This is a genomic window from Clostridium intestinale (genome assembly GCF_035905475.1).
Lineage (GTDB): Bacteria > Bacillota > Clostridia > Clostridiales > Clostridiaceae > Clostridium_T > Clostridium_T intestinale.
Genome location: NZ_CP121166.1, coordinates 4664050 through 4685000 on the forward strand (window position 1 = coordinate 4664050; position 20951 = coordinate 4685000).

Genomic DNA, 20951 nt, shown 5'->3' on the forward strand with positions numbered 1-20951 from the left:
AATTAAGAAAGTGCTTTAGGGCACTTTCTTTTATGTTGAATATTTTTATTTCCATATGTTAACACTATAATCGATTGTTGAAAATATAAGTGGAGGTTAACTATGAAAAAGTTATTAAAGTGTTCACTACTAGTGTTTTTATCATTAATAGTTATTGCTGGATGCACTGGGAAAAAGATTAAAGAAGAAAAAGGAAGAGAAAGTGATGAAGTAATATCGAATCCTAAAGTTGATAATGAAGACGAAGATACTTTTAAAATATATGATGTCGATAATAATACATATGAGTTAGTAGAACCTTATGATTTTTCTGTAAAGGCTAACGAATCCCTAAATAAAAAAGTAGATATGGTAATTAAGGAAATAATGGATAGATGGTTTATAGGCTTAGAGTATAAAATTTTTATTACAAAAGAAGATAACAAGCAGATAGCAGTAATAGACTTAGTTGATAAAGGGATAGACACACCTAATGGATGGTATTCAAAATTTCAAGGTAGTACAGGAGGAACAATAAATTCAAAAAGATTAATTAATAATATTATTCAAAAAGACTATAAGGGAGAATGGGTACAGGGAGTAAAAGTTCTTTACAATGGTCAGAAAGCTGAATTTGAGCATGCACCAGAACTTGGGAAGACGATATATGATTGGATTTAGTGATATACAGTTAACCATGTTGAGTGTATAATTAAGCAAGAGGTGATTAATTTAATGTACACACTTAAATTTGATGAAAAAATATATGAGTTAACAGAGAATAATTGTGAAGATTTCATAATGGATGAAGAGTACAAAATAGAAGGCGTATCAGTCAAGAGTATACTAAACTTATTAAATGAGGCTGAAAACATAAGTTTTGATAGAGAATACTACAGTGAATATTGCAGTAGTTGCAAAGACGAAGATATTGTTAAAAGTAAATTCTATGAATATTTAGGGTATTCTTTTTATATATTTACTAAAGATAGCAAGTATGTTGAAAGTAATATATCAAAATCATATAAAGATAGTTCTTTTGGCAGACTTTATAGAAGTAATGTTGTAGATAATAGTTTTATAGTGAATATTATATTCTGTGAAAAGTGCAACAAATATACTATAGAAATTGAACAATGTGATATGTAAAACTACCTTATTGGTAGTTTTTATTTTATTATGGAATAATTTATGATGTATAATAATATTAAAATGTTATTTAAGGAGATTAATATAATGGCTCAAGGTAAAACTAATGCTATGAGAATCTTAGATTCAAATAATATTGATTATGGTATATTAAATTATGATAATAAAGATGGAAAAATAGATGGAGTATCAGTAGCAAATAAAATTAATAGAAACGTAGATGTGGTCTATAAAACCTTAGTTACTAAAGGTGTGTCAAAAGAGATATATGTCTTTGTTATTCCCGTAACTGAGGAGCTTGACCTAAAGAAGGCTGCAAAAACAACAGATGAAAAAAAGATTGAAATGCTTGAGGTTAAAGACATAAATAAATATACTGGATATATCAGAGGTGGGTGTTCACCTATTGGTATGAAGAAGAAATACAAGACATTTATTGATAATAGCTGCAATAATATAGATAGTATAATAGTAAGTGGAGGAAAGATAGGAGTTCAAATTGAGTTAAAAACAAATGGGTTGATTAAGGTGACGGATGGAGTAGTAGTTGATCTTAAGAAATAATAAAGGAGATTATTTATGAGAAGAAAAGAGAAAGAGAATTACAGAGGGTGTCTACTAGGAGGAGCGATAGGAGATTCGCTAGGGTTTCAAGTTGAATTTATGACTATAGAAGAAATAAGAGAAGCTTACGGAGAAAATGGAGTTGAAAATTTAAAACTTGGAATGATGAAAAATGCTGAGATAAGTGATGATACTCAGATGTCATTATTTACAGCAGAAGGAGTACTCCGTTCGAAAGTGAAAATGAACAAGGCAGATGAGGAAAATTTTGAAGAGATTCTTTATCATGCATACATAAGATGGCTATCAACTCAAGAAAGACTTCATAAAATAATGGATAAATATCTTGTAAACAGTTGGGTACTTAGGAGAGGGTGGTTTCATGCATTAAAGGAGCCAGAAGAAACATGCTTAGAGGTATTAAGAGAAGAGAAAAGAGGAAGTATAGAGAACGCGGTAAATGATAGCAAATATTCAGGTGGAGTTGTTAGGGTAGCTCCAATAGGATTAAGCTATCCTAAGCAAGAAGCATTTGATAAAGCGTGTAAGTGTGCGGCTATTACTCATGGACATCCATCTGGATATTTATCAGCGGGTGTTTTTGCATTTATTATTGCAGAAATTATAGAAGGAAGTAACTTGATTAGTGCTGTTGAAAATTCAGTAGATGTTTTAAAGACATATAGTAGACATGAGGAATGTGAAAATATAATAATTAGAGCTTTAGAGCTAGCAAACTCTGATAAATCACCGATAGATTGTATTAATGAATTAGGTGAAGGTTGGTATGCAGAAGAAATTTTAGCAAGAGCTATATATGCATCTATAAAATATAGTGATAATTATAAGAAGGCAGTATTAATATCCGTAAATAATAGTGGAGATAGTGATAGTATAGCGTCTATAACAGGAAATATATTAGGTGCTTATTTGGGAGTTGATGCTATACCAAAAGAGTATATAGATAGTATAGAATTGCATGATACAATAGTTTCTATTGCTGATGACTTACTAATAGGATATGAAGACAGTGAAAAATGGATAATAAAATACCCAGCACATTAAATAGTGTACAATTAAATGAAAATGTATTACAATACTATTAAATAATAATAGATATTAATTAGGTGATTATATGGAGAAAATTATAAAGAAGATTAACTTATCTAAAGAAGGCCATAAACCAAAGTTAATGGCAAAAGATTTTATAAAGTATATAGGACCAGGACTTTTAGTAACTGTTGGTTTTATAGACCCTGGTAACTGGGCATCCAATCTTGCAGCAGGTTCAGATTATGGATATAAATTATTGTGGATGGTAACTTTGTCTACAATTATGTTAATAGCACTACAACATAATGCAGCTCACTTAGGGATAGTAACAGGATTATGTATATCTGAAGCAATAACAAAATTTATAAAGCCTAAGGTAGCAAGGCCAATATTATGGTCTGCGGTTTTAGCTTCTATAGCTACAGCTATGGCAGAACTGTTAGGGGCAGCTATAGCTTTAAATATGCTATTTAAAATACCTATTAAAATAGGAAGTATAATATCTCTTGTAGTAGTTTTATGGATGTTATATACAAGCTCTTATAAAAGATTAGAGAAAGTTATAATAGGATTTGTATCAATAATAGGGTTGGCATTTATAGTTGAGTTGTTTATGGTTAATGTAAATTGGTCATCAGCCGTGCAAGGATGGTTTACACCATCTTTTCCTGAAAATTCAATGCCTATAATTATGAGTGTATTGGGTGCTGTAGTTATGCCTCATAATTTATTTTTACATTCAGAAATAATACAAAGTAGGCAATGGAATCTAAAAGATAAAGATGTTATGGAAAAACAACTAAAATATGAGTTCTTAGACACTTTAGTATCTATGACAATAGGATGGGCAATAAACAGTGCAATGATTTTAGTTGCTGTTGTATTTTTTACAAATAATATTAAGATTAGTGAGTTAAGTGAAGCGCACCTAATGCTCCAACCTATTTTAGGGAACTGGGCATCTTTAATATTTGCAATTGCTCTACTTTTTGCAGGAATATCTTCAAGTGTAACAGCTGGAATGGCAGGAGGGAGTATTTTTGCAGGGATGTTCAATGAACCTTATGATATGGAGGATAGACATACTAAGATAGGGGTGTCTATAACTTTAGTTATTGCAGCGATAATAATATTTTTTATTTCAAATCCATTTAAAGGGTTGGTTTATTCTCAAATGTTATTAAGTATACAATTACCATGGACAGTGTTTACTCAAGTTTACCTAACTTCTTCAAAAAAAGTTATGGGAGAATATAAAAATAAAGGTCTTGAAAGCATATTTTTATGGGTTGTCGGAATAATAGTTGGTATTTTAAATATAATGCTTTTAGTTAGTTCAATATTTTAAATTATAGTTAAGTGAAATTAAATAATTTTTAGTCAAAAGAATCTCGAAAATAGAGATTCTTTTTTTATTGACACTATCGTATATACTGTATATAATGTATATATACAGTATATACGATATATACAGAAGCGAAAAGAGGTGAAGCCTTTGAATATAATTATATCAAACAGTTCTAATTTACCTATATATCAACAAATAATGAATCAAATTAAGGATTCTATTTTAAGAGGAGAGGTTAGTTCTGGTGAAGCTGTTCCATCTATAAGAGAACTAGCTAGAGAACTACGAATAAGTGTTATAACAACTAAGCGAGCATATGATGATTTAGAAAAGGAAGGGTTTTTAACCTCTGTTGCGGGAAAAGGATTTTTTGTTACTTCTCAAAATAAGGAAATTTTAAAAGAAACAAAACTTAGAACAGTTGAAGAAAAATTAATGGATGCTATTAATACAGCTAACTTATTAGGAATAACTAAAAAGGAACTTGAAGAAATATTTCAATTATTAATTAAGGAGGAATAGTAAATGAGTTATGTATTAGAGATAAATAACTTAAGGAAAACTTATAAAGGTTTTTCTTTGAAAGATATTAATATAAAGCTGGAACAAGGTTATATAACTGGTTTTATAGGAGCTAATGGTGCAGGTAAATCTACAACTATAAAATCTATATTGAATTTAATAAACAGGGATTCAGGGGATGTAAAAATATTTAATAAAGATAATAAAACTAATGATAAGGAATTAAAAAATAAGATTGGTGTAGTTTTAGATGAAGGATATTTTTATGAAGAATTAACACTAAAAGAGATGAAAAATATAATAGCCCCTATGTATTCTAACTGGGACGAGAATCAATTTAATAATTATATTAGAAGATTTAATCTTCCTATAGATAGAAAGATATCAAAGTTATCAAAGGGAATGAGAATGAAATACTCTATAGCTATAGCACTATCACATAATGCAGAGCTTTTTATAATGGATGAACCAACATCCGGGTTGGACCCTATAGTAAGAGAGGAGCTTTTAGAGATATTATCAGATATTATTCAAGAGGAGAATAAAACTATATTTTTTTCAACTCATATAACTTCTGATTTAGATAAGATAGCAGATTATTTAATAATTATAAATGATGGTAAAATTCTGTTACAAGGAGCAAAGGATGAAATAATAGAGGCACATAGATTAGTAAAAGGAGATAAAAATCTATTAACTCTGGAAAATAGAAAAGATTTTGTAGCTATTAAAGAAAATTCTTATGGTTTTGAAGCATTAACGAAAGAAGCAAGTAAACTATCAAGAACCTATGGGGATAAATTAGTTATGGAAAAGCCTAATATTGAAGAGCTTATGCTTTATTATATAAGGAGTGATAAAAATGGGAATTATTAATTTGATGAAGAAAGATATATTAGTATGTAAGAAATATTATTTATTTTCTATAATATACGTTATTATATTTGCAGGACTTTTTAGTGAACATGGAACAATCTCATTTATTATGTGTGCTATAGGAATACATTATGTGATTAGTAACACTGGGATGGCCTTTGATGATAAATATAAAGCAGATATAATGATGAATATATTACCTGTTTCAAGAAAAGATATAGTTTTAGTTAGGTATTTAAATGTTTTTATAAACGTAATTTATGTCACAGTGCTATACTATATAGCGGTTTTTATAACATCTTTTAAACCAATACTTGGAGTTCAAATAATGCCGATAGATTTTATAACTTTTTTAACAGGATTATTATCTATATGCTTATTTACTGGTATAGAAACACCTTTATATTATAAACTTGGATACCAAAAAACTAGATTCTTTGGGCTTATAGTGTATTTTAGTTTTTTCGGAGTAGCAAGTTATTTAGTAAATAATATAAATATAAGCGAAAAAACAATTAATTTTATGACTAGTTCTAGTGAGCTAATAAAAGGTATACTACTATTTCTAATAACCATTCTTATTTCTTATGTATCATATATAATATCAACCAATATATATAGAAAAAAGGATTTCTAATATATAGACAAAATACCAATTAAATCGTTAACATATCTGTTATTTTATCATTATCTAATGTTAATAGTAGTTAACCAACGTTGTACAACTATACTATTTAATATAGACTCTTATTATAATAGTAAATGTAGTAGGGGGTAACGGATGAAGATATTAGCAAGTGATTTAGATGGAACTTTATTTAGAGAACAGGAAATAGCCAAAAATGATATATCAGCTCTAAAGAAGTTAAAGGATAATGGTCACAAGTTTATTATTTCTACAGGAAGAAACTTGCGTGGAGTAAAGGAAATTTTTAAAGACTATAAGGATGTAGATGCGGATTATTTGGTACTTTGTAATGGAGCTTTAGTATTGGATGGTAATTTTGAAGTTGTATACAATAAAAGAATAGATTCAGTTACTGCAACAAATATAATTAAAGATTTTATTGATGATGAAAATATTTGTTTTGTTTTAGATAACGGAATAGATACTTGTTTAATTAAGGACAAGTATATTCGTGAACAAGAATTTAATTTAGAATCATTTGCTACAAAAATATTTAGTAAAGAAGAAATTATTAATTTAAATACTGATTATCAAATAATTAGTTTGTATCCTAGAAGTAAATCCATCGGGGAATCAGAAGAGATTAAGAAGAAAATACTTGATAAATATGGAGATAATGTAGAGGTATTTAGAAATCAATATTATTTAGATGTGGTACCAAAAGGTTGTTCTAAAGGAAGAGGTCTTAAAAAAGTCATTGATGGAAAAGAATTAAAAGTTGATAATTTATATACAATAGGAGATTCCTTTAATGATATATCAATGTTTGAGATAACTAATAATAGCTATACTTTTAATTACGCAGAAGAAAAAATAAAAGAAATAGCTAAAAATCATGTTAATCATGTCCATGAATGCATTGATGAGATATTAGGAGCTTAATATAAAAGATTGTCTTTTAACACTAAGGCAATCTTTTTATTAAATAAAGTATTTCAGAATACTTTATTTTTAGTGCTAATGTTATAATTAAGAAGATAAAAAATTAAGATGTTAGGAGGAAAGAGATGTTTTTACATGAATTAAATAAAGAAGAGTCTATAGCATTTATAAATCTAGTTAAAGAGTTTGCAAATATAGATGAAATATTTGCAAATGAAGAAAAAAATTTAATAGATGATTATATTAAAGAACTATCTTTAGAAGAGTGTAGTTTTGATAAACTTACCCTCGAAGAGATAGAAAAAACTTTAAGAGGCTCAAGTGATAGGGTTAAAAAGATAATTTATTTTGAATTAGTTGGACTAGCTCTAGTAGATGGAGAGTATGAACATAAAGAAAAGGTATTTTTAAATAATCTTGCGTATTCATTTAATATAGGATTAGCAAGAAGACTTGAATTTATGGATTTTTTTAGGCATGTAAAAAGTATTTATGACTTCACTGTAGTAGACTATAATAATAAAATTGAATTATTAAAAGAACATGCTGAGAAAATTTTGGCTTAAAATAAGATGCTGTAGTTGTTATATGGAATTTATTTACTACAGCATCTTTTTTATTTTTTCTTTTTTTTAACTTTCTTTTTTGCAACTGAAAAACCAAAAGACCCTAAAGACTTTTTAGGTAATGGATAATATTCTCCATGACAATAAGAGATTAAATTAGCTTCTTCAAAATGAATTTTCCCTTTTTCATCAATAATGGATTCATCTACATGAGAACCAAGGACATCTGCAATGAATACATCATGAGTACCAAGAGACATGATTTCTCTAACTCTACACTCAATATTTACAGGACATTCTTTTATGTATGGGACATTTATGTTAGTAGACTCACCTAAATTAAAATTCATTTCTTTAATTTTATCCACAGTTTTACCTGATTTAACACCACAATAATCTACAGCTTTAACCATAGAAGAGGTTGGGAGATTAACTACAAACTCCATAGTTTCTTTAATATATTCATAAGACAATCTTTCAGGTCTTACAGAGATTGAAAGTACTGGGGGTTTTGTGCATAAAGTTCCAGTCCAGCCTACAGTAAATACATTTTCATCTCCGTTTTTATTTCTAGAAGTGATTAGTACCACTGGTACTGGATTTAATATAACACTACCTTTAAAACTCCTTTTATCCATGAATGACCTCCTAATATAACTATTTACGGCTCATAATTATAGCATTAGAATATTAATATAACAAGTTAATTATAAGGAGAAAAAATGAATATACAAATCTTTGGAACTAAAAAATGTTTTGACACTAAAAAAGCAGAGAGGTATTTTAAAGAAAGGAAGATAAAATACCAATTTATTGATCTAACTGAAAAAGCTATAAGTAAGGGTGAACTACAAAATATAAGAAAGTCGCTAACACTAAACGCTTTAATTAATATAAAGTCTAAAGAATACGAAAAATCAAATCTGAAAAACATTAGAGGCGATGAGGTTAAAGAAGAAATATTGTTAAAGAATCCTAAGCTATTTGTAACTCCTGTTGTTAGGAATGGGAAAGAAGCTACAGTAGGATATGAACCTGAAGTTTGGAAACAGTGGGAATAAAAAATAGATAGAAATAAAATTTCTATCTATTTTTTATTATTGAACATATGCTATGTGAAGAAATTCCTTCACCTTTTCCAGTAAAACCTAGTCCTTCTTCTGTTGTAGCTTTAATATTTAAATCCTCAATGGATATATTTAAAGCTTCAGCAATATTATCTATCATACTAGGTATATATGGAGAAAGTTTAGGTTTTTGTGCTATTATTGTTGAATCAATATTATTAATAATGTATCCCTTTTCATTCAAAAGCTTACCTACATACTTAAGTAATTCTATTGATGATGCACCTTTATATCTTTCATCAGTATCAGGAAAATGTCTTCCTATATCACCTAGAGCAGCAGCACCTAATAATGAATCCATGATGGCATGAATCAATACATCGGCATCAGAATGACCTAATAATCCTTTTTCAAAAGGGATTTGAACTCCCCCTAATATAAGTTTTCTATTTTCTACTAATGCATGAACATCATATCCAAGTCCAACTCTCATTTTATCACCTCAAATTTTTATTATATTTTAGCATAAGCTAAGACATAATTTAAGAGGTTAAAAGAAATTAATTAGAGAATCTTTTTAAATGGATAAACAACGTTATCATAGGAATCCTTACTATTAGACGATGTAAAGATTTTCTTAATCCTATAAAAAATTTTTTTAAATAGCATTAACTTGTTAGAGGTAGCGGGTTGTTGATGTTTTGTAAAATCCACATAAATAACTTTGCCGTTCATATTAATCACCTCTTAATACAAAATCTTATATTTATATTATACCAAATTTAGCATAAACATATTAGGCATTTGTAAAAGTTTTTATGAATAATTAAGTAATAAAAAATTTTATATACTATGCTATAATATAGTATATGAATATGTATAGAACAATGGGAGGAATCTATGAAAAATAAAATAAGAAATATAGTAGGTGTAGTTTTAATACTAGTAGGCGTTATAATTATTGCTTGGGTAGGAAATGAAAAATATATCGCTTACAAAGAACAGCAAAAATTGAAGTTAGCCTTTGACGAGGTTTTAAATCAATCTTATGAAGAAGGTACAAGTGTAACTAATGAAAGTGGTATTAGTGAAGTAACTATTCCTCCTATGGGACTGTTAAAAATACCTAAAATAAATGTGGAAACGGCTGTTGTAGAAGGTGTAGAATTATCAACACTAAGATATGCAATAGGACATTTTCCAGAAACCGCAAAAGCAGGGGAGAAGGGAAACTTTGCTTTGGCAGCGCACAATGATAGATTTTTTAAAGATGTTGATGAACTAGTAAAAGGTGATGAAATAATAATAAAGACAAAAGAGAATGAGTATGTCTATGAAGTTAATGATAGTTTTATAGTAGAGCCAGAACAAGTATCTGTATTAGATGCCACAAAGGATAGTACTATAACACTAGTGACTTGTACACCAGGAGGTAAAAAAAGACTTATAATTAAAGGTGTGCTAAAAGTATAGGCTAAATTAAGGTATATGGAGTTGATAATATGGATGCTTTAATAACAAAGCTTAGGTATAGATTTTTTAATGGAAGTAAAATTAGGATGGTTAATCCTGATGAGGATAAAATAAGAGGTAAGGAAGTATTCTTATTTATTAGGGAGCTAGCATTATATAAAGTTAAATTGAGTAGATTGGTTAATAGTAACCAAAAGGAAGCGAGTAAAAATCTTTGTTTAAATATAGCGTATTATATTATTGAGAGCCCTGATACTTATGATTTACTTAGAAAAAAGAGGGAGTTACCTATAAGTAATATATGCAGAGAAACAGGAGTCTCAAGAACATTTGTTGAGCTATGGGGTGATTTTATAATAGCTTATACTTTAATATTAGCCAATCCTAATTATAGATTTATTCAAGAATACATAAATATAGTTGAGTATGATAAACAAGGAATAGTACAAGCTGAAGGTGATAAAAAGTTACATAAAGGGATAATACTTAGAAAAGAAAGAAAAAACTCAATTATATTAACATGTGATGGAAGTTTTATAAAGATAAAAACAAATGAAAGTGTTAAACTAGGTGAAGAAAAAGAAGGTAATGAAAGTAAAAGCATAAAGCATTATAGAAAACAGATAGCAATCATATTAACAATTATAATTGCTTTGTCTGGAGTGCTTTATTATAAATATAATAAGATTACATCTATAATAATTATTAATACGACATCATTAATCAAAGTTGAAATTAACTCCTTTAATAAGGTGGTATATAGTTATTCCCCTACAGAAAAAGGGGCTGACCTCTTAGATGAAGCAAAGGTTGAGAATACTGATTTAGATGATGCGCTAAAAAAGATCTTAGCATTAGCCTATGAAAAAAAGATGCTTGTAAGTAATTCAGTCACAATTTTTGTAAATCAGCAAGCAATCTCTTATGATAGCATAAAAGAAACTGAAAAGTACTTAATAGAAAAAAATATTGATACTTCAATAAATAATGTTGGATATGAACATAAGGTTAGGAAGGATAAAGACGATCATGAATCTGAGAAAAGCGAAGAGCAACAAAAAACTAGCACAGAGAAAAAGTGATAGTAATGTAAACTCAAATAATATAATAAAACATAGTGAAAAAAGTGAAGACATTAGAATAAATAAATACATATCAGATTCAGGATTTACATCAAGAAGAGAAGCTGACAAATTAATAGAGCAAGGAAAAGTTTTTATAGATGGATTTAAAGCAACTACGGGAACTAAAGTGAAAAAGGGACAGCAGGTTAAGGTTAATAACATATTAATAGGAGAAAACCTAAAAAAGGTCTATATAGCATTAAATAAACCAGTAGGTATTACCTGCACGACTGAATCAAAAATCAAAGGAAATATTGTGGACTTTGTAGGTCATAAAGAAAGAATATTCCCTATAGGTAGATTAGATAAGGATTCACAAGGATTGATTTTTCTAACTAATGATGGAGATATAGTAAATAAGATATTAAGAGCAGGAAACAACCATGAAAAAGAGTATATTGTTACTGTAGATAAGCCTATTAACAAAGAGTTTATAGCTAGAATGGGCTCTGGAATAAAGATACTAGGAACTATTACGAAAGAATGTTTTGTACAAAAAGAAAGTGACTATGTATTTAGAATAATACTTACTCAGGGATTAAACAGGCAGATAAGACGAATGTGTGAGGCTTTAGGATATAAAGTTAGGAAATTAGAAAGAGTAAGAATAATGAATGTGGAATTAAAAGATTTAAAAATAGGTCAGTGGAGATATTTGTCTGATGAAGAATTAAAAGAGATAAACAATCTAATATCTGGTTCAATAAAATCTATATAAGATAAGGCTGGTTTCCCAGCCTTATTTGTTTTTAAATATATCGTAAAGAATAGTTCCATCAGCTTCAGGAAGAGAGCCTCCTAAAATGTGAGCTAAAGTTGGTCCTTCAGATGTAAGATTCATAGGGCCTATAGAATGATTTTTCTTTATAGAAGGTCCTTTTAACATAAAAACAGTTTGGTAATCTTTGATTTTTGGATCATAACCATGAGTGGCCTTGTGGTATTTATCGCTAACTGCCTCAATAACATCTCCATCAATATCATTTATAAAATAGTAACCTCTCTTAGCCTCTAACATAAAATCACAATGATTATCTGCACCACGTAAGGAAGCTTCTTCTTCAGATAGTATAGCCTTTATACAATTATTATTTTCAGAAGAGAACTTCTTTAATAAATTAAATACAAAATCCTTTTTTAATTTATTTTTAATATAAATATAAGCAGAACCATCACAATAGTTGCAATAAGCAATGTAATCTTCTATTAAACCTTTGCTGTTTACACATATAAGTGAATTGTCTATAAATAACTTGTTAAGCTTTATTACATAATCCGCATCTAAAAAGCTATGGTCTCCTAAGACCACTAAAGTAGTCTCATCATACATATTAAGCTTCTCTAGAGAACCTATAATCCTACCTAACCTATCGTCATGTCTTTTCAAAGCATCATAAGCCTCCTTAGATGAATAACCGTAATTATGACGATTAGTATCTAGATCAGTAAAATGAACCATCATAAAATCAGTTTTTCTGCTTTCAAGAAGATATAAAAAAGATTCAAGCACAAAATCATCAAGATTAGGTTGTTTAAGTCCATCTCTTATATGTCCAAACTTGTTATTAATATCAAATTGAAAATACTTGCTCCCATTTAATAAAGAAACCAGTATCTGATTTTGCCAAGGTCTAGTTGGAAAAACTTCAGGTACATTATAATCAATATCAGCTTTTCCAGTAACAGGCCACAAGAAAGTAGAGGTTTTCATTCCTTTTTCTTTTGCTACTTCGTATAAAGTTTTACCTTTTATATATTTCCTTTGCCAGTACCAATCTGAATTGGTTGGAAATTTAGGTTGAACCAAGATATTATTTATTATTCCATGATTAATAGGATTTTTACCAGTAGAAATAGTTGTGTGTGCTGGATAAGTTAATGATGGATAAACAGATTCCACATCATTAGAGTAAGAACCTTCATTTATAATTCTTGAGAAGCTCGGAAAACCTCTCATTAATTCAAAATCTTTTTTATCTATTGCATCAAAGGAAATTATAATCATATATTTTGATTGCATAAAATCACTCCTAGAATATATTTACATATATAATTATATCAAATATATTCCAATTTTTTTATTAAAATCATTTTAAATTTTCAAAAAAATAACCACTCAAAATTAACATAAATAATTTGAGTGGTTATTTTTATTTTTTATTTATAGATAAATCACCAGAAGTAGAGTTAAATCTAATTTTTGAATTAGAATTGTTATTTGATCCAAATTCATTAGATATAGATCCACTTAAAGTTTCAGTAGTTAATGCAAAAGATGCGCTAGAAGGAATTGTTAAGTTTGTATATCCTGAAACAGTAGAAAATTTATAATCATTATTAAAGCTATTAAAATCTACATTTATATCTCCAGAAACTGTTTTACAATTTATATTTCCAGAAAAGTTTTGAGCATATACACTACCAGATATATTTTCAATAGTAGATGTTTCAGTAGTAACATTATTAAAAGAAATATTGCCTGAAGTAGAACTGGAATTAATACTTTTTGTATTAATATTCATTAATTCCAAATCACCTGAAATAGTTTTAATATCTATAGAATTAAAACTATTATTATTAATATTGATATAAGAAGATGTAGAGGATATATTTAAGTTCTTATTGTAGTTATTTGGTATAAAAACTTTAATAGACATATCTCCTGAATTAAATAAATTAGAAAGTAGATTTACACTATTAGAAAATGAAAAAGTTACTTGATTTCCTGAAATAGTTTTTTCAAGCTTAAAGTCTTGAATAGAATTATTAGTACTTACATTTCCAATAGCACTTACTGAAACCTCGTTTTTATCCCAAGTTTCAATAGTTATGTTCCCTGTAACGAAATTTAAGTTTACAGAATCTATTCCATCTAAAGAATTTGATTCAGTTGAATCTACACCATAGGTATAAGTGTTTCTATTAAAAAAGGAATTTATGTTTATATTTAATTTGCTTAAATCATTAAAGCTTATATTTGATGAGAGTAAACTAATAATTACGCCTGTATAACTTATTATACATATGATTATTAAAATTATAGAAAAGCTAAATAAGCTAAGTTTTTTCTTCATAGCTAAGTCACCTCCTAATTAAACAAATTTTTCATGAATGCAAAAAACTTCTTTGTAAGATACCATAAAAATTTAAAAATTTGAATTATTATTATAAAAGATAGAATTGTAAGAGAAATATTCCCTATTAAAAAGAAAATAGTAGATGCCATAGGAATTTGATCTAGAACACTTCCAAGCATATCCTTTAAGTGACCAGTATTTAATAGTTTTGCAAAAAATAATAGAACACTACTAAAGGTTAAAGCTAATGAAAATATAATTCCAGAAAATAAGGCTGCAATTGTTGCAAAAACAGCACCTATTATTCCGGGAGAAAGAATTAAAACTACAATAATAAGAAAAATAGTCAATAAAATTGATTTATCAGATTTTTTATTTCTTACAGATTCATAATTATTGTAAGAATTATTAGTATAGTTTTTATAATCACTATCTGGCTCCTTTATTTCAGATTTAAAACTAGGAGTATATTCAACCTCATTTTCCTCAGGAGTATTATGAGAGTTTCCATTATATTTTTCGATTATTTCATAGGGACTACCTAACTCTTGTATTATCTCATGATCACTTTTCCCACTTGAAATCCCTATATCGAAATGTTCTTCATACTGAGAAATTATATCGTCTCTTTGCTCTTTAGGCATTTGTATAAGACCATTTGTTAATATATTTATAAATTCACTTTTTATCAAATTCGTTCCCTCCTTTTTGTTTATCGTATATCTGAATTGTATGATTTTAATAAGTGGAATTCAAGACGTTTTGAGTTACATTAAGGAAATCTTAAGAAGGCAATAAGAATTATTAAAGAAGTACATAAAATAATAAGTTTAAAAAAATGAATATTTTTTGTTGACATCGATTTAAAGAGATGTTATTATGAATAAGTCGCCAAGTGGTGACGATGTTATTTGAAAATTAAACAGAGGAAACTTAAGAAGTTTTGAATAAAACTTACACAACGAAAGTTGTGAGTAAGTAATTGTAACAAGTGTAAAACTTGAAGCAACTACTTAAAGTCAACGTAATTCTTAGAGTAAGATTAAACTAAAATTTGTGCACTTAATTATTTAAGCGTCACTTAAATTGAGAGTTTGATCCTGGCTCAGGACGAACGCTGGCGGCGTGCTTAACACATGCAAGTCGAGCGAGGAAATTGCTTCGGTAATTTCCTAGCGGCGGACGGGTGAGTAACACGTGGGCAACCTGCCTGATAGAGGGGGATAGCCTCCCGAAAGGGAGATTAATACCGCATAAAGTCAAATGAAGGCATCTTCAAATGACCAAAGGAGTAATCCGCTATCAGATGGGCCCGCGGCGCATTAGCTAGTTGGTGAGGTAACGGCTCACCAAGGCGACGATGCGTAGCCGACCTGAGAGGGTGATCGGCCACATTGGGACTGAGACACGGCCCAGACTCCTACGGGAGGCAGCAGTGGGGAATATTGCACAATGGGGGAAACCCTGATGCAGCAACGCCGCGTGAGTGATGAAGGCCTTCGGGTTGTAAAGCTCTGTCTTCAGGGACGATAATGACGGTACCTGAGGAGGAAGCCACGGCTAACTACGTGCCAGCAGCCGCGGTAATACGTAGGTGGCAAGCGTTGTCCGGATTTACTGGGCGTAAAGGGAGCGTAGGCGGATACTTAAGTGGGATGTGAAATACCTGGGCTTAACTTGGGTGCTGCATTCCAAACTGGGTGTCTAGAGTGTTGGAGAGGAAAGTGGAATTCCTAGTGTAGCGGTGAAATGCGTAGAGATTAGGAAGAACACCAGTGGCGAAGGCGACTTTCTGGACAATAACTGACGCTGAGGCTCGAAAGCGTGGGGAGCAAACAGGATTAGATACCCTGGTAGTCCACGCCGTAAACGATGGGTACTAGGTGTAGGGGGTATCGACTCCCCCTGTGCCGCCGTTAACACAATAAGTACCCCGCCTGGGGAGTACGGTCGCAAGATTAAAACTCAAAGGAATTGACGGGGGCCCGCACAAGCAGCGGAGCATGTGGTTTAATTCGAAGCAACGCGAAGAACCTTACCTAGACTTGACATCTCCTGAATTACTCTTAATCGAGGAAGTTCTCCCTTCGGGGAGGACAGGAAGACAGGTGGTGCATGGTTGTCGTCAGCTCGTGTCGTGAGATGTTGGGTTAAGTCCCGCAACGAGCGCAACCCTTATTGTTAGTTGCTACCATTTAGTTGAGCACTCTAGCAAGACTGCCGTGGTTAACGCGGAGGAAGGTGGGGATGACGTCAAATCATCATGCCCCTTATGTCTAGGGCTACACACGTGCTACAATGGCGAGTACAAAGAGACGCAAAGCCGCGAGGTGGAGCAAAACTTATAAAACTCGTCTCAGTTCGGATTGCAGGCTGAAACTCGCCTGCATGAAGCTGGAGTTGCTAGTAATCGCGAATCAGAATGTCGCGGTGAATACGTTCCCGGGCCTTGTACACACCGCCCGTCACACCATGAGAGTTGGCAATACCCGAAGTCCGTAGCCTAACCTTTTAGGAGGGCGCGGCCGAAGGTAGGGTCAGCGATTGGGGTGAAGTCGTAACAAGGTAGCCGTAGGAGAACCTGCGGCTGGATCACCTCCTTTCTATGGAGAAATTACTTAAAACTACAACTTAGTAGAATTTAAGTATAAAATTCAGTCAATATAATTGACAAAGATTTACGTTTTCCTCTGTTTAATTTTGAGATAATGTTAAAGGTTACTAGATTTATCTAGTAACCTTTTTTGTCGTATTTTTTAATAGAAGTCTAATTAGTTGGTGAAAGGAATTTAATAAAGGCTGAGAAATGCTTTCTACAGTGTAGAAGTTAAAAGGAATTTGATGGAGCTTGAGGAGAAGCTCCTACAGTGCAGAAGTTAAAAGGAATTTGATGAGACTTGAGGAGAAGTCTCTACAGTGCAGAAGTGCAGAACATCAGAAGATCAGAAAATCAGAAGTGCAGAACATCAGAAAATCAGAAATATAGAAACTCTTTTAGATTTGGAGCCATAGTATATAGAGAAGAAGATGTGGGAGGATGGTTATGGGTAAGAAGAAAGCTATTAAAGAAGTGATTGGGAATGATGATGATGATATTTTAAGTGAATCACATTGGTATGATACTGATGAAGTTGAAGGTGTGGTTATAGAGGAATTCTTTTTTGATAATAGTGAAAAGGAGTTAAAAGAGTTTGAGAAGAAGGTTCCTCAACCTGTAGAAGAAAAAGTTAATAGTAATTCCAAGGTTTCTAAAGAAGAAGTAAAGAAGAAAGTTATTATTAACAGTCTAAATATATCTACAGAAAATGAAGCATATGATGTTACTAAAAATGTTAGACTTAGAAAATCAACGGTTAATATGGTTACTGAGATGAGAATGATGCATCCAAATGTGAATATCAGAATTAGCAGAATTATAGATGATTCTATAAGATGTTATTATGGAATTATAAAGGAGCAGGGTGGGTTTACTATAGAAGAAAAAGACAACTTAGTAAGTTTAGCTAGAGATTTTAAAGCAGAAGCAAAGATATCAAATAATTTTTACGAAGAAAGAGAAAATTTTCCCTTTGATGATAGAGTGAATAACTATGCTGGTATTGGAGATTTAAAGTTAGATTTAATAAAAGAGTATTTTAGATCTTCAGAAAATGAGCTATATTGGCAGGTTGGAAAACAGCCTATAGAAAATTTGTTAGGTGAGATGAATGTACTAGAAACCTTTAATGAGGAAGTGAAGGTCAAAAATATAGGTTTATTAATGTTTAGTGATACTCCTGAAAGATTTTTTCCAAGTTGTCAAATTGAGGTTGTAAATTTTAATGATGTTTCTGAAGGAACAAATTTCTCAGAGCAAATCTTTACGGGATCAATATATACTCAGTTGTTGGGAGTGCTAATTTATATTAGAAATTCAGTTATAAAGGAAAAGGTTATTAAATTAAATGAGGAAGGCAATGAACTAAAGATGTTTAATTATCCAGATGAAGCTATTAAAGAAGCTTTAGTTAATGCTGTGTACCATAGAGATTACTTGGATAATAATCCTATAGAAGTTAGAATAGAGAAAGAAGAGATAGCTATAATAAGTTATCCAGGAGCAGATAAATCAATAAAGATTCAGGATATTAATAAAGGAAAAGTTATAGCTAGAAGATATAGAAATAGGAGGTTAGGAGAATTCCTTAAAGCTATGAAGTTTGCAGATGGAAGAGCAACGGGTTTATCTAAGATCATTGAGTGTATGGAAAAGAACAATTCACCTAAACCTATATTTGAAACTGATGAAGAGAGAACTTACTTTTTAGTTAGATTACCTATAAATTCTTGTTTCTTGGAGGGGAGGGCCCAAGACAGGGTGCAAGATGAGGCCCAAGATAGATTTAAAGAGCTCTATAAAAATGATACTGAAAAGAGAATACTTGAATTATTAGATGAGAAGGAGATGTCTAAGAAGGAAATAATTGAAGCATTAGGATATGGAATTATAAATGGTAATTTAAAAAGAGCAATTAATAGATTATTAAAAGTTAATATTATAACTTATACATTACCCAATAGACCTAATAGCAGATACCAAAAGTATAAACTTTTAAAGTAGAATACTAGAAGCAAAAATTAAGAGAAAATATACAAAAAAAGTTAATAGATAGCTTTTGAAGAAAATATACAAAAAAATCTCTAAAAAATTTAAAAAGGATATTGACAATTAGTAAGTATATTTATATAATACTATTTGTCGCCAAGATAGAGGCGATAAGTTCTTTGAAAATTGCACATAAGTGAGAATCTAAATCTTTGATTTAGAAATTCGAACTTACTCTTTAGAGTAAGTAAGTAAAGTAATATATTTAAAGCCAGTTGGCAAAAATGATCAATATTCTTTATGGAATGACGATTTATTCAGTTAAAAGTTACAGTTGGATAATTAATTATTATCTTAAGTAGCTTAAACTGAGAAAATTATTTATCAATAGTTTCAGAATCAAATCTGTATATTGATAAGAAAATCGTTAGGAACGAACAGTACGCGAAGCCTAGAAACGAGGAGCAGAGTTTGCTTAGCAAATGAGCACCGCAGTGACGACGGCGACAAAGTAATGTGAAGTTCATCACGATTTTATTTTAAGGTCAAGATATAAAGGGCGTATGGTGAATGCCTTGGCATCGGGAGCCGAAGAAGGACGCGATAAGCTGCGAAAAGCTCTGGGTAGGCGCAAATAGCCTGTGATCCAGAGATGTCCGAATGAGGAAACTCACATGGGAAACCCCATGTATCCATAAGTGAATACATAGCTTATGGAGGGTAAACTCAGGGAACTGAAACATCTAAGTACCTGAAGGAAGAGAAAGAAAAATCGATTTCCTAAGTAGCGGCGAGCGAAAGGGAAAGAGCCCAAACCAGAAATTTATTTCTGGGGTTGCGGACAGAACATAAAAGCTAAATTACGTTAATCGAAGAGAACTGGAAAGTTCCACCGCATAAGGTAATAGTCCTGTAGATGAAAACGCGAAATAGTAAGTTCTGATCCAGAGTACCACGAGACACGTGAAACCTTGTGGGAAGCAGGGAGGACCACCTCCCAAGGCTAAATACTACCCGATGACCGATAGTGAAGAAGTACCGTGAGGGAAAGGTGAAAAGAACCCCGGGAGGGGAGTGAAATAGAACCTGAAACCGTATGCCCACAACCGGTCATAGCACTTTATATGTGTGATGACGTGCTTTTTGTAGAACGAGCCAACGAGTCACGATATGTAGCGAGGTTAAGTACTTAAGGTACGGAGCCGAAGGGAAACCGAGTCTTAATAGGGCACAAAGTTGCATGTCGTGGACCCGAAACCGGGTGACCTATCCATGGCCAGGTTGAAGCGAGAGTAAAATCTCGTGGAGGACCGAACCACGTTGGTGTTGAAAAACCATGGGATGAGCTGTGGATAGCGGAGAAATTCCAATCGAACTCGGAGATAGCTGGTTCTCCTCGAAATAGCTTTAGGGCTAGCGTCGAATATGAGTAATGGAGGTAGAGCACTGAATGGGCTAGGGGGCATATCGCTTACCGAACCTTATCAAACTCCGAATGCCATATACTATTAGTTCGGCAGTCAGACTGCGAATGATAAGATCCGTAGTCAAAAGGGAAACAGCCCAGATCGTCAGCTAAGGTCCCAAAGTGTAAGTTAAGTGGAAAAGGATGTGGGATTTCGAAGACAACTAGGATGTTGGCTTAGAAGCAGCCACTCATTAAAAGAGTGCGTAATAGCTCACTAGTCGAGAGATCCTGCGCCGAAGATGTTCGGGGCTCAAACTTACCACCGAAGCTACGGGCTTACAGTAATGTAAGCGGTAGAGGAGCGTCGTAAACGGGCAGAAGTCGTACCGAAAGGAGCGGTGGACTGTTTACGAGTGAGAATGTTGGCATTAGTAGCGAGATGTGAGTGAGAATCTCACAGGCCGAAAACCTAAGGTTTCCTCAGGAAGGCTCGTCCGCTGAGGGTTAGTCGGGACCTAAGCCGAGGCCGAAAGGCGTAGGTGATGGACAATAGGTTGATATTCCTATACCACTACCATCGTTATTACCGA

General features: G+C 31.4%; 21 protein-coding genes and 2 rRNA genes (1 of these 23 running past the window's edge). 18 read left to right on the top strand and 5 right to left on the bottom strand.

Features of this window, described 5'->3' with window-relative positions; translation table 11 throughout:
• Positions 1-102: 102 nt before the first annotated feature.
• From P8F83_RS23405 to P8F83_RS23450, 10 genes are all read left to right on the top strand, one after another.
• On the top strand, positions 103-660 hold the full coding sequence (locus P8F83_RS23405; RefSeq protein WP_326512919.1) for a hypothetical protein: 558 nt from the start codon (positions 103-105) through the stop codon (positions 658-660).
• 54 nt (positions 661-714) lie between these two features.
• Positions 715-1128 (top strand): DUF3785 family protein, encoded by a 414-nt coding sequence (locus P8F83_RS23410; RefSeq protein WP_326512920.1) that lies wholly within the window; start codon positions 715-717, stop codon positions 1126-1128.
• Positions 1129-1215: 87 nt separating this feature from the next.
• Positions 1216-1692 (top strand): Cys-tRNA(Pro) deacylase, encoded by a 477-nt coding sequence (gene ybaK, locus P8F83_RS23415; protein WP_326512921.1) that lies wholly within the window; start codon positions 1216-1218, stop codon positions 1690-1692.
• A gap of 15 nt (positions 1693-1707) precedes the next feature.
• Positions 1708-2757, top strand: a complete 1050-nt coding sequence (locus tag P8F83_RS23420) for an ADP-ribosylglycohydrolase family protein (protein ID WP_326512922.1) — start codon at positions 1708-1710, stop codon at positions 2755-2757.
• Positions 2758-2827: 70 nt separating this feature from the next.
• Positions 2828-4093, top strand: a complete 1266-nt coding sequence (locus P8F83_RS23425; RefSeq protein WP_326512923.1) for an Nramp family divalent metal transporter — start codon at positions 2828-2830, stop codon at positions 4091-4093.
• A 147-nt stretch (positions 4094-4240) separates the two neighbouring features.
• Positions 4241-4615 carry a GntR family transcriptional regulator gene (locus P8F83_RS23430; protein WP_286903889.1) on the top strand — a complete coding sequence of 125 codons (375 nt, stop codon included), beginning with the start codon at positions 4241-4243 and terminating at the stop codon, positions 4613-4615.
• A 3-nt stretch (positions 4616-4618) separates the two neighbouring features.
• Positions 4619-5491: an ABC transporter ATP-binding protein gene (locus tag P8F83_RS23435; protein WP_326512924.1), complete on the top strand. Its 873-nt coding sequence runs from the start codon at positions 4619-4621 to the stop codon at positions 5489-5491.
• A complete protein-coding gene (locus P8F83_RS23440) occupies positions 5478-6128 on the top strand; it encodes an ABC-2 transporter permease (protein ID WP_326512925.1) in 651 nt (216 codons plus the stop codon). The genes P8F83_RS23435 and P8F83_RS23440 overlap by 14 nt, the downstream gene beginning before the upstream one ends.
• Before the next feature lie 144 nt (positions 6129-6272).
• Positions 6273-7061: a Cof-type HAD-IIB family hydrolase gene (locus P8F83_RS23445; protein ID WP_326512926.1), complete on the top strand. Its 789-nt coding sequence runs from the start codon at positions 6273-6275 to the stop codon at positions 7059-7061.
• Between the two features lie 125 nt (positions 7062-7186).
• Entirely contained in the window at positions 7187-7627 is a 441-nt protein-coding gene (locus tag P8F83_RS23450) for a hypothetical protein (protein WP_326512927.1), read from the top strand.
• Positions 7628-7677: 50 nt separating this feature from the next.
• On the opposite strand, the gene P8F83_RS23455 is transcribed toward P8F83_RS23450, so the two are convergent.
• Positions 7678-8265 (bottom strand): flavin reductase family protein, encoded by a 588-nt coding sequence (locus P8F83_RS23455; RefSeq protein WP_326512928.1) that lies wholly within the window; start codon positions 8263-8265, stop codon positions 7678-7680.
• Between the two features lie 84 nt (positions 8266-8349).
• On the opposite strand from P8F83_RS23455, the gene P8F83_RS23460 reads away from it, so the two are divergent.
• A complete protein-coding gene (locus P8F83_RS23460; RefSeq protein ID WP_326512929.1) occupies positions 8350-8688 on the top strand; it encodes an arsenate reductase family protein in 339 nt (112 codons plus the stop codon).
• Positions 8689-8710: 22 nt separating this feature from the next.
• Here P8F83_RS23460 and ispF read toward each other — a convergent pair whose 3' ends face one another.
• Entirely contained in the window at positions 8711-9187 is a 477-nt protein-coding gene (gene ispF, locus P8F83_RS23465; RefSeq protein WP_326512930.1) for a 2-C-methyl-D-erythritol 2,4-cyclodiphosphate synthase, read from the bottom strand.
• Between the two features lie 407 nt (positions 9188-9594).
• On the opposite strand from ispF, the gene P8F83_RS23470 reads away from it, so the two are divergent.
• The 3 genes from P8F83_RS23470 to rluF are packed head-to-tail and all read left to right on the top strand — an operon-like array spanning position 9595 to position 12009.
• Complete coding sequence (locus tag P8F83_RS23470) at positions 9595-10167, top strand: class D sortase (protein ID WP_326512931.1); 573 nt, start codon at positions 9595-9597, stop codon at positions 10165-10167.
• A gap of 29 nt (positions 10168-10196) precedes the next feature.
• Complete coding sequence (locus P8F83_RS23475; RefSeq protein ID WP_326512932.1) at positions 10197-11249, top strand: anti-sigma factor domain-containing protein; 1053 nt, start codon at positions 10197-10199, stop codon at positions 11247-11249.
• Positions 11197-12009 (top strand): 23S rRNA pseudouridine(2604) synthase RluF, encoded by an 813-nt coding sequence (gene rluF / locus P8F83_RS23480; protein WP_326512933.1) that lies wholly within the window; start codon positions 11197-11199, stop codon positions 12007-12009. Before P8F83_RS23475 ends, rluF begins: the two co-directional genes overlap by 53 nt.
• A 21-nt stretch (positions 12010-12030) precedes the next feature.
• On the opposite strand, the gene P8F83_RS23485 is transcribed toward rluF, so the two are convergent.
• The 3 genes from P8F83_RS23485 to P8F83_RS23495 form a co-directional block, all read right to left on the bottom strand.
• Positions 12031-13311, bottom strand: coding sequence for an alkaline phosphatase family protein (locus P8F83_RS23485; RefSeq protein ID WP_326512934.1), 1281 nt, complete (start codon positions 13309-13311; stop codon positions 12031-12033).
• A gap of 130 nt (positions 13312-13441) precedes the next feature.
• Positions 13442-14365: a DUF4097 family beta strand repeat-containing protein gene (locus P8F83_RS23490; protein ID WP_326512935.1), complete on the bottom strand. Its 924-nt coding sequence runs from the start codon at positions 14363-14365 to the stop codon at positions 13442-13444.
• A 14-nt stretch (positions 14366-14379) separates the two neighbouring features.
• On the bottom strand, positions 14380-15060 hold the full coding sequence (locus P8F83_RS23495) for a DUF1700 domain-containing protein (protein WP_021803190.1): 681 nt from the start codon (positions 15058-15060) through the stop codon (positions 14380-14382).
• A gap of 390 nt (positions 15061-15450) precedes the next feature.
• On the opposite strand from P8F83_RS23495, the gene P8F83_RS23500 reads away from it, so the two are divergent.
• The 4 genes from P8F83_RS23500 to P8F83_RS23515 all read left to right on the top strand — a co-directional run.
• Positions 15451-16971, top strand: a 16S ribosomal RNA gene (locus P8F83_RS23500).
• A gap of 321 nt (positions 16972-17292) precedes the next feature.
• Positions 17293-17442 (top strand): hypothetical protein, encoded by a 150-nt coding sequence (locus tag P8F83_RS23505; RefSeq protein ID WP_326512936.1) that lies wholly within the window; start codon positions 17293-17295, stop codon positions 17440-17442.
• Positions 17412-18968, top strand: a complete 1557-nt coding sequence (locus P8F83_RS23510; protein ID WP_326512937.1) for an ATP-binding protein — start codon at positions 17412-17414, stop codon at positions 18966-18968. Before P8F83_RS23505 ends, P8F83_RS23510 begins: the two co-directional genes overlap by 31 nt.
• Before the next feature lie 528 nt (positions 18969-19496).
• Positions 19497-20951, top strand: a 23S ribosomal RNA gene (locus P8F83_RS23515) (it continues 1421 nt past the right edge of the window).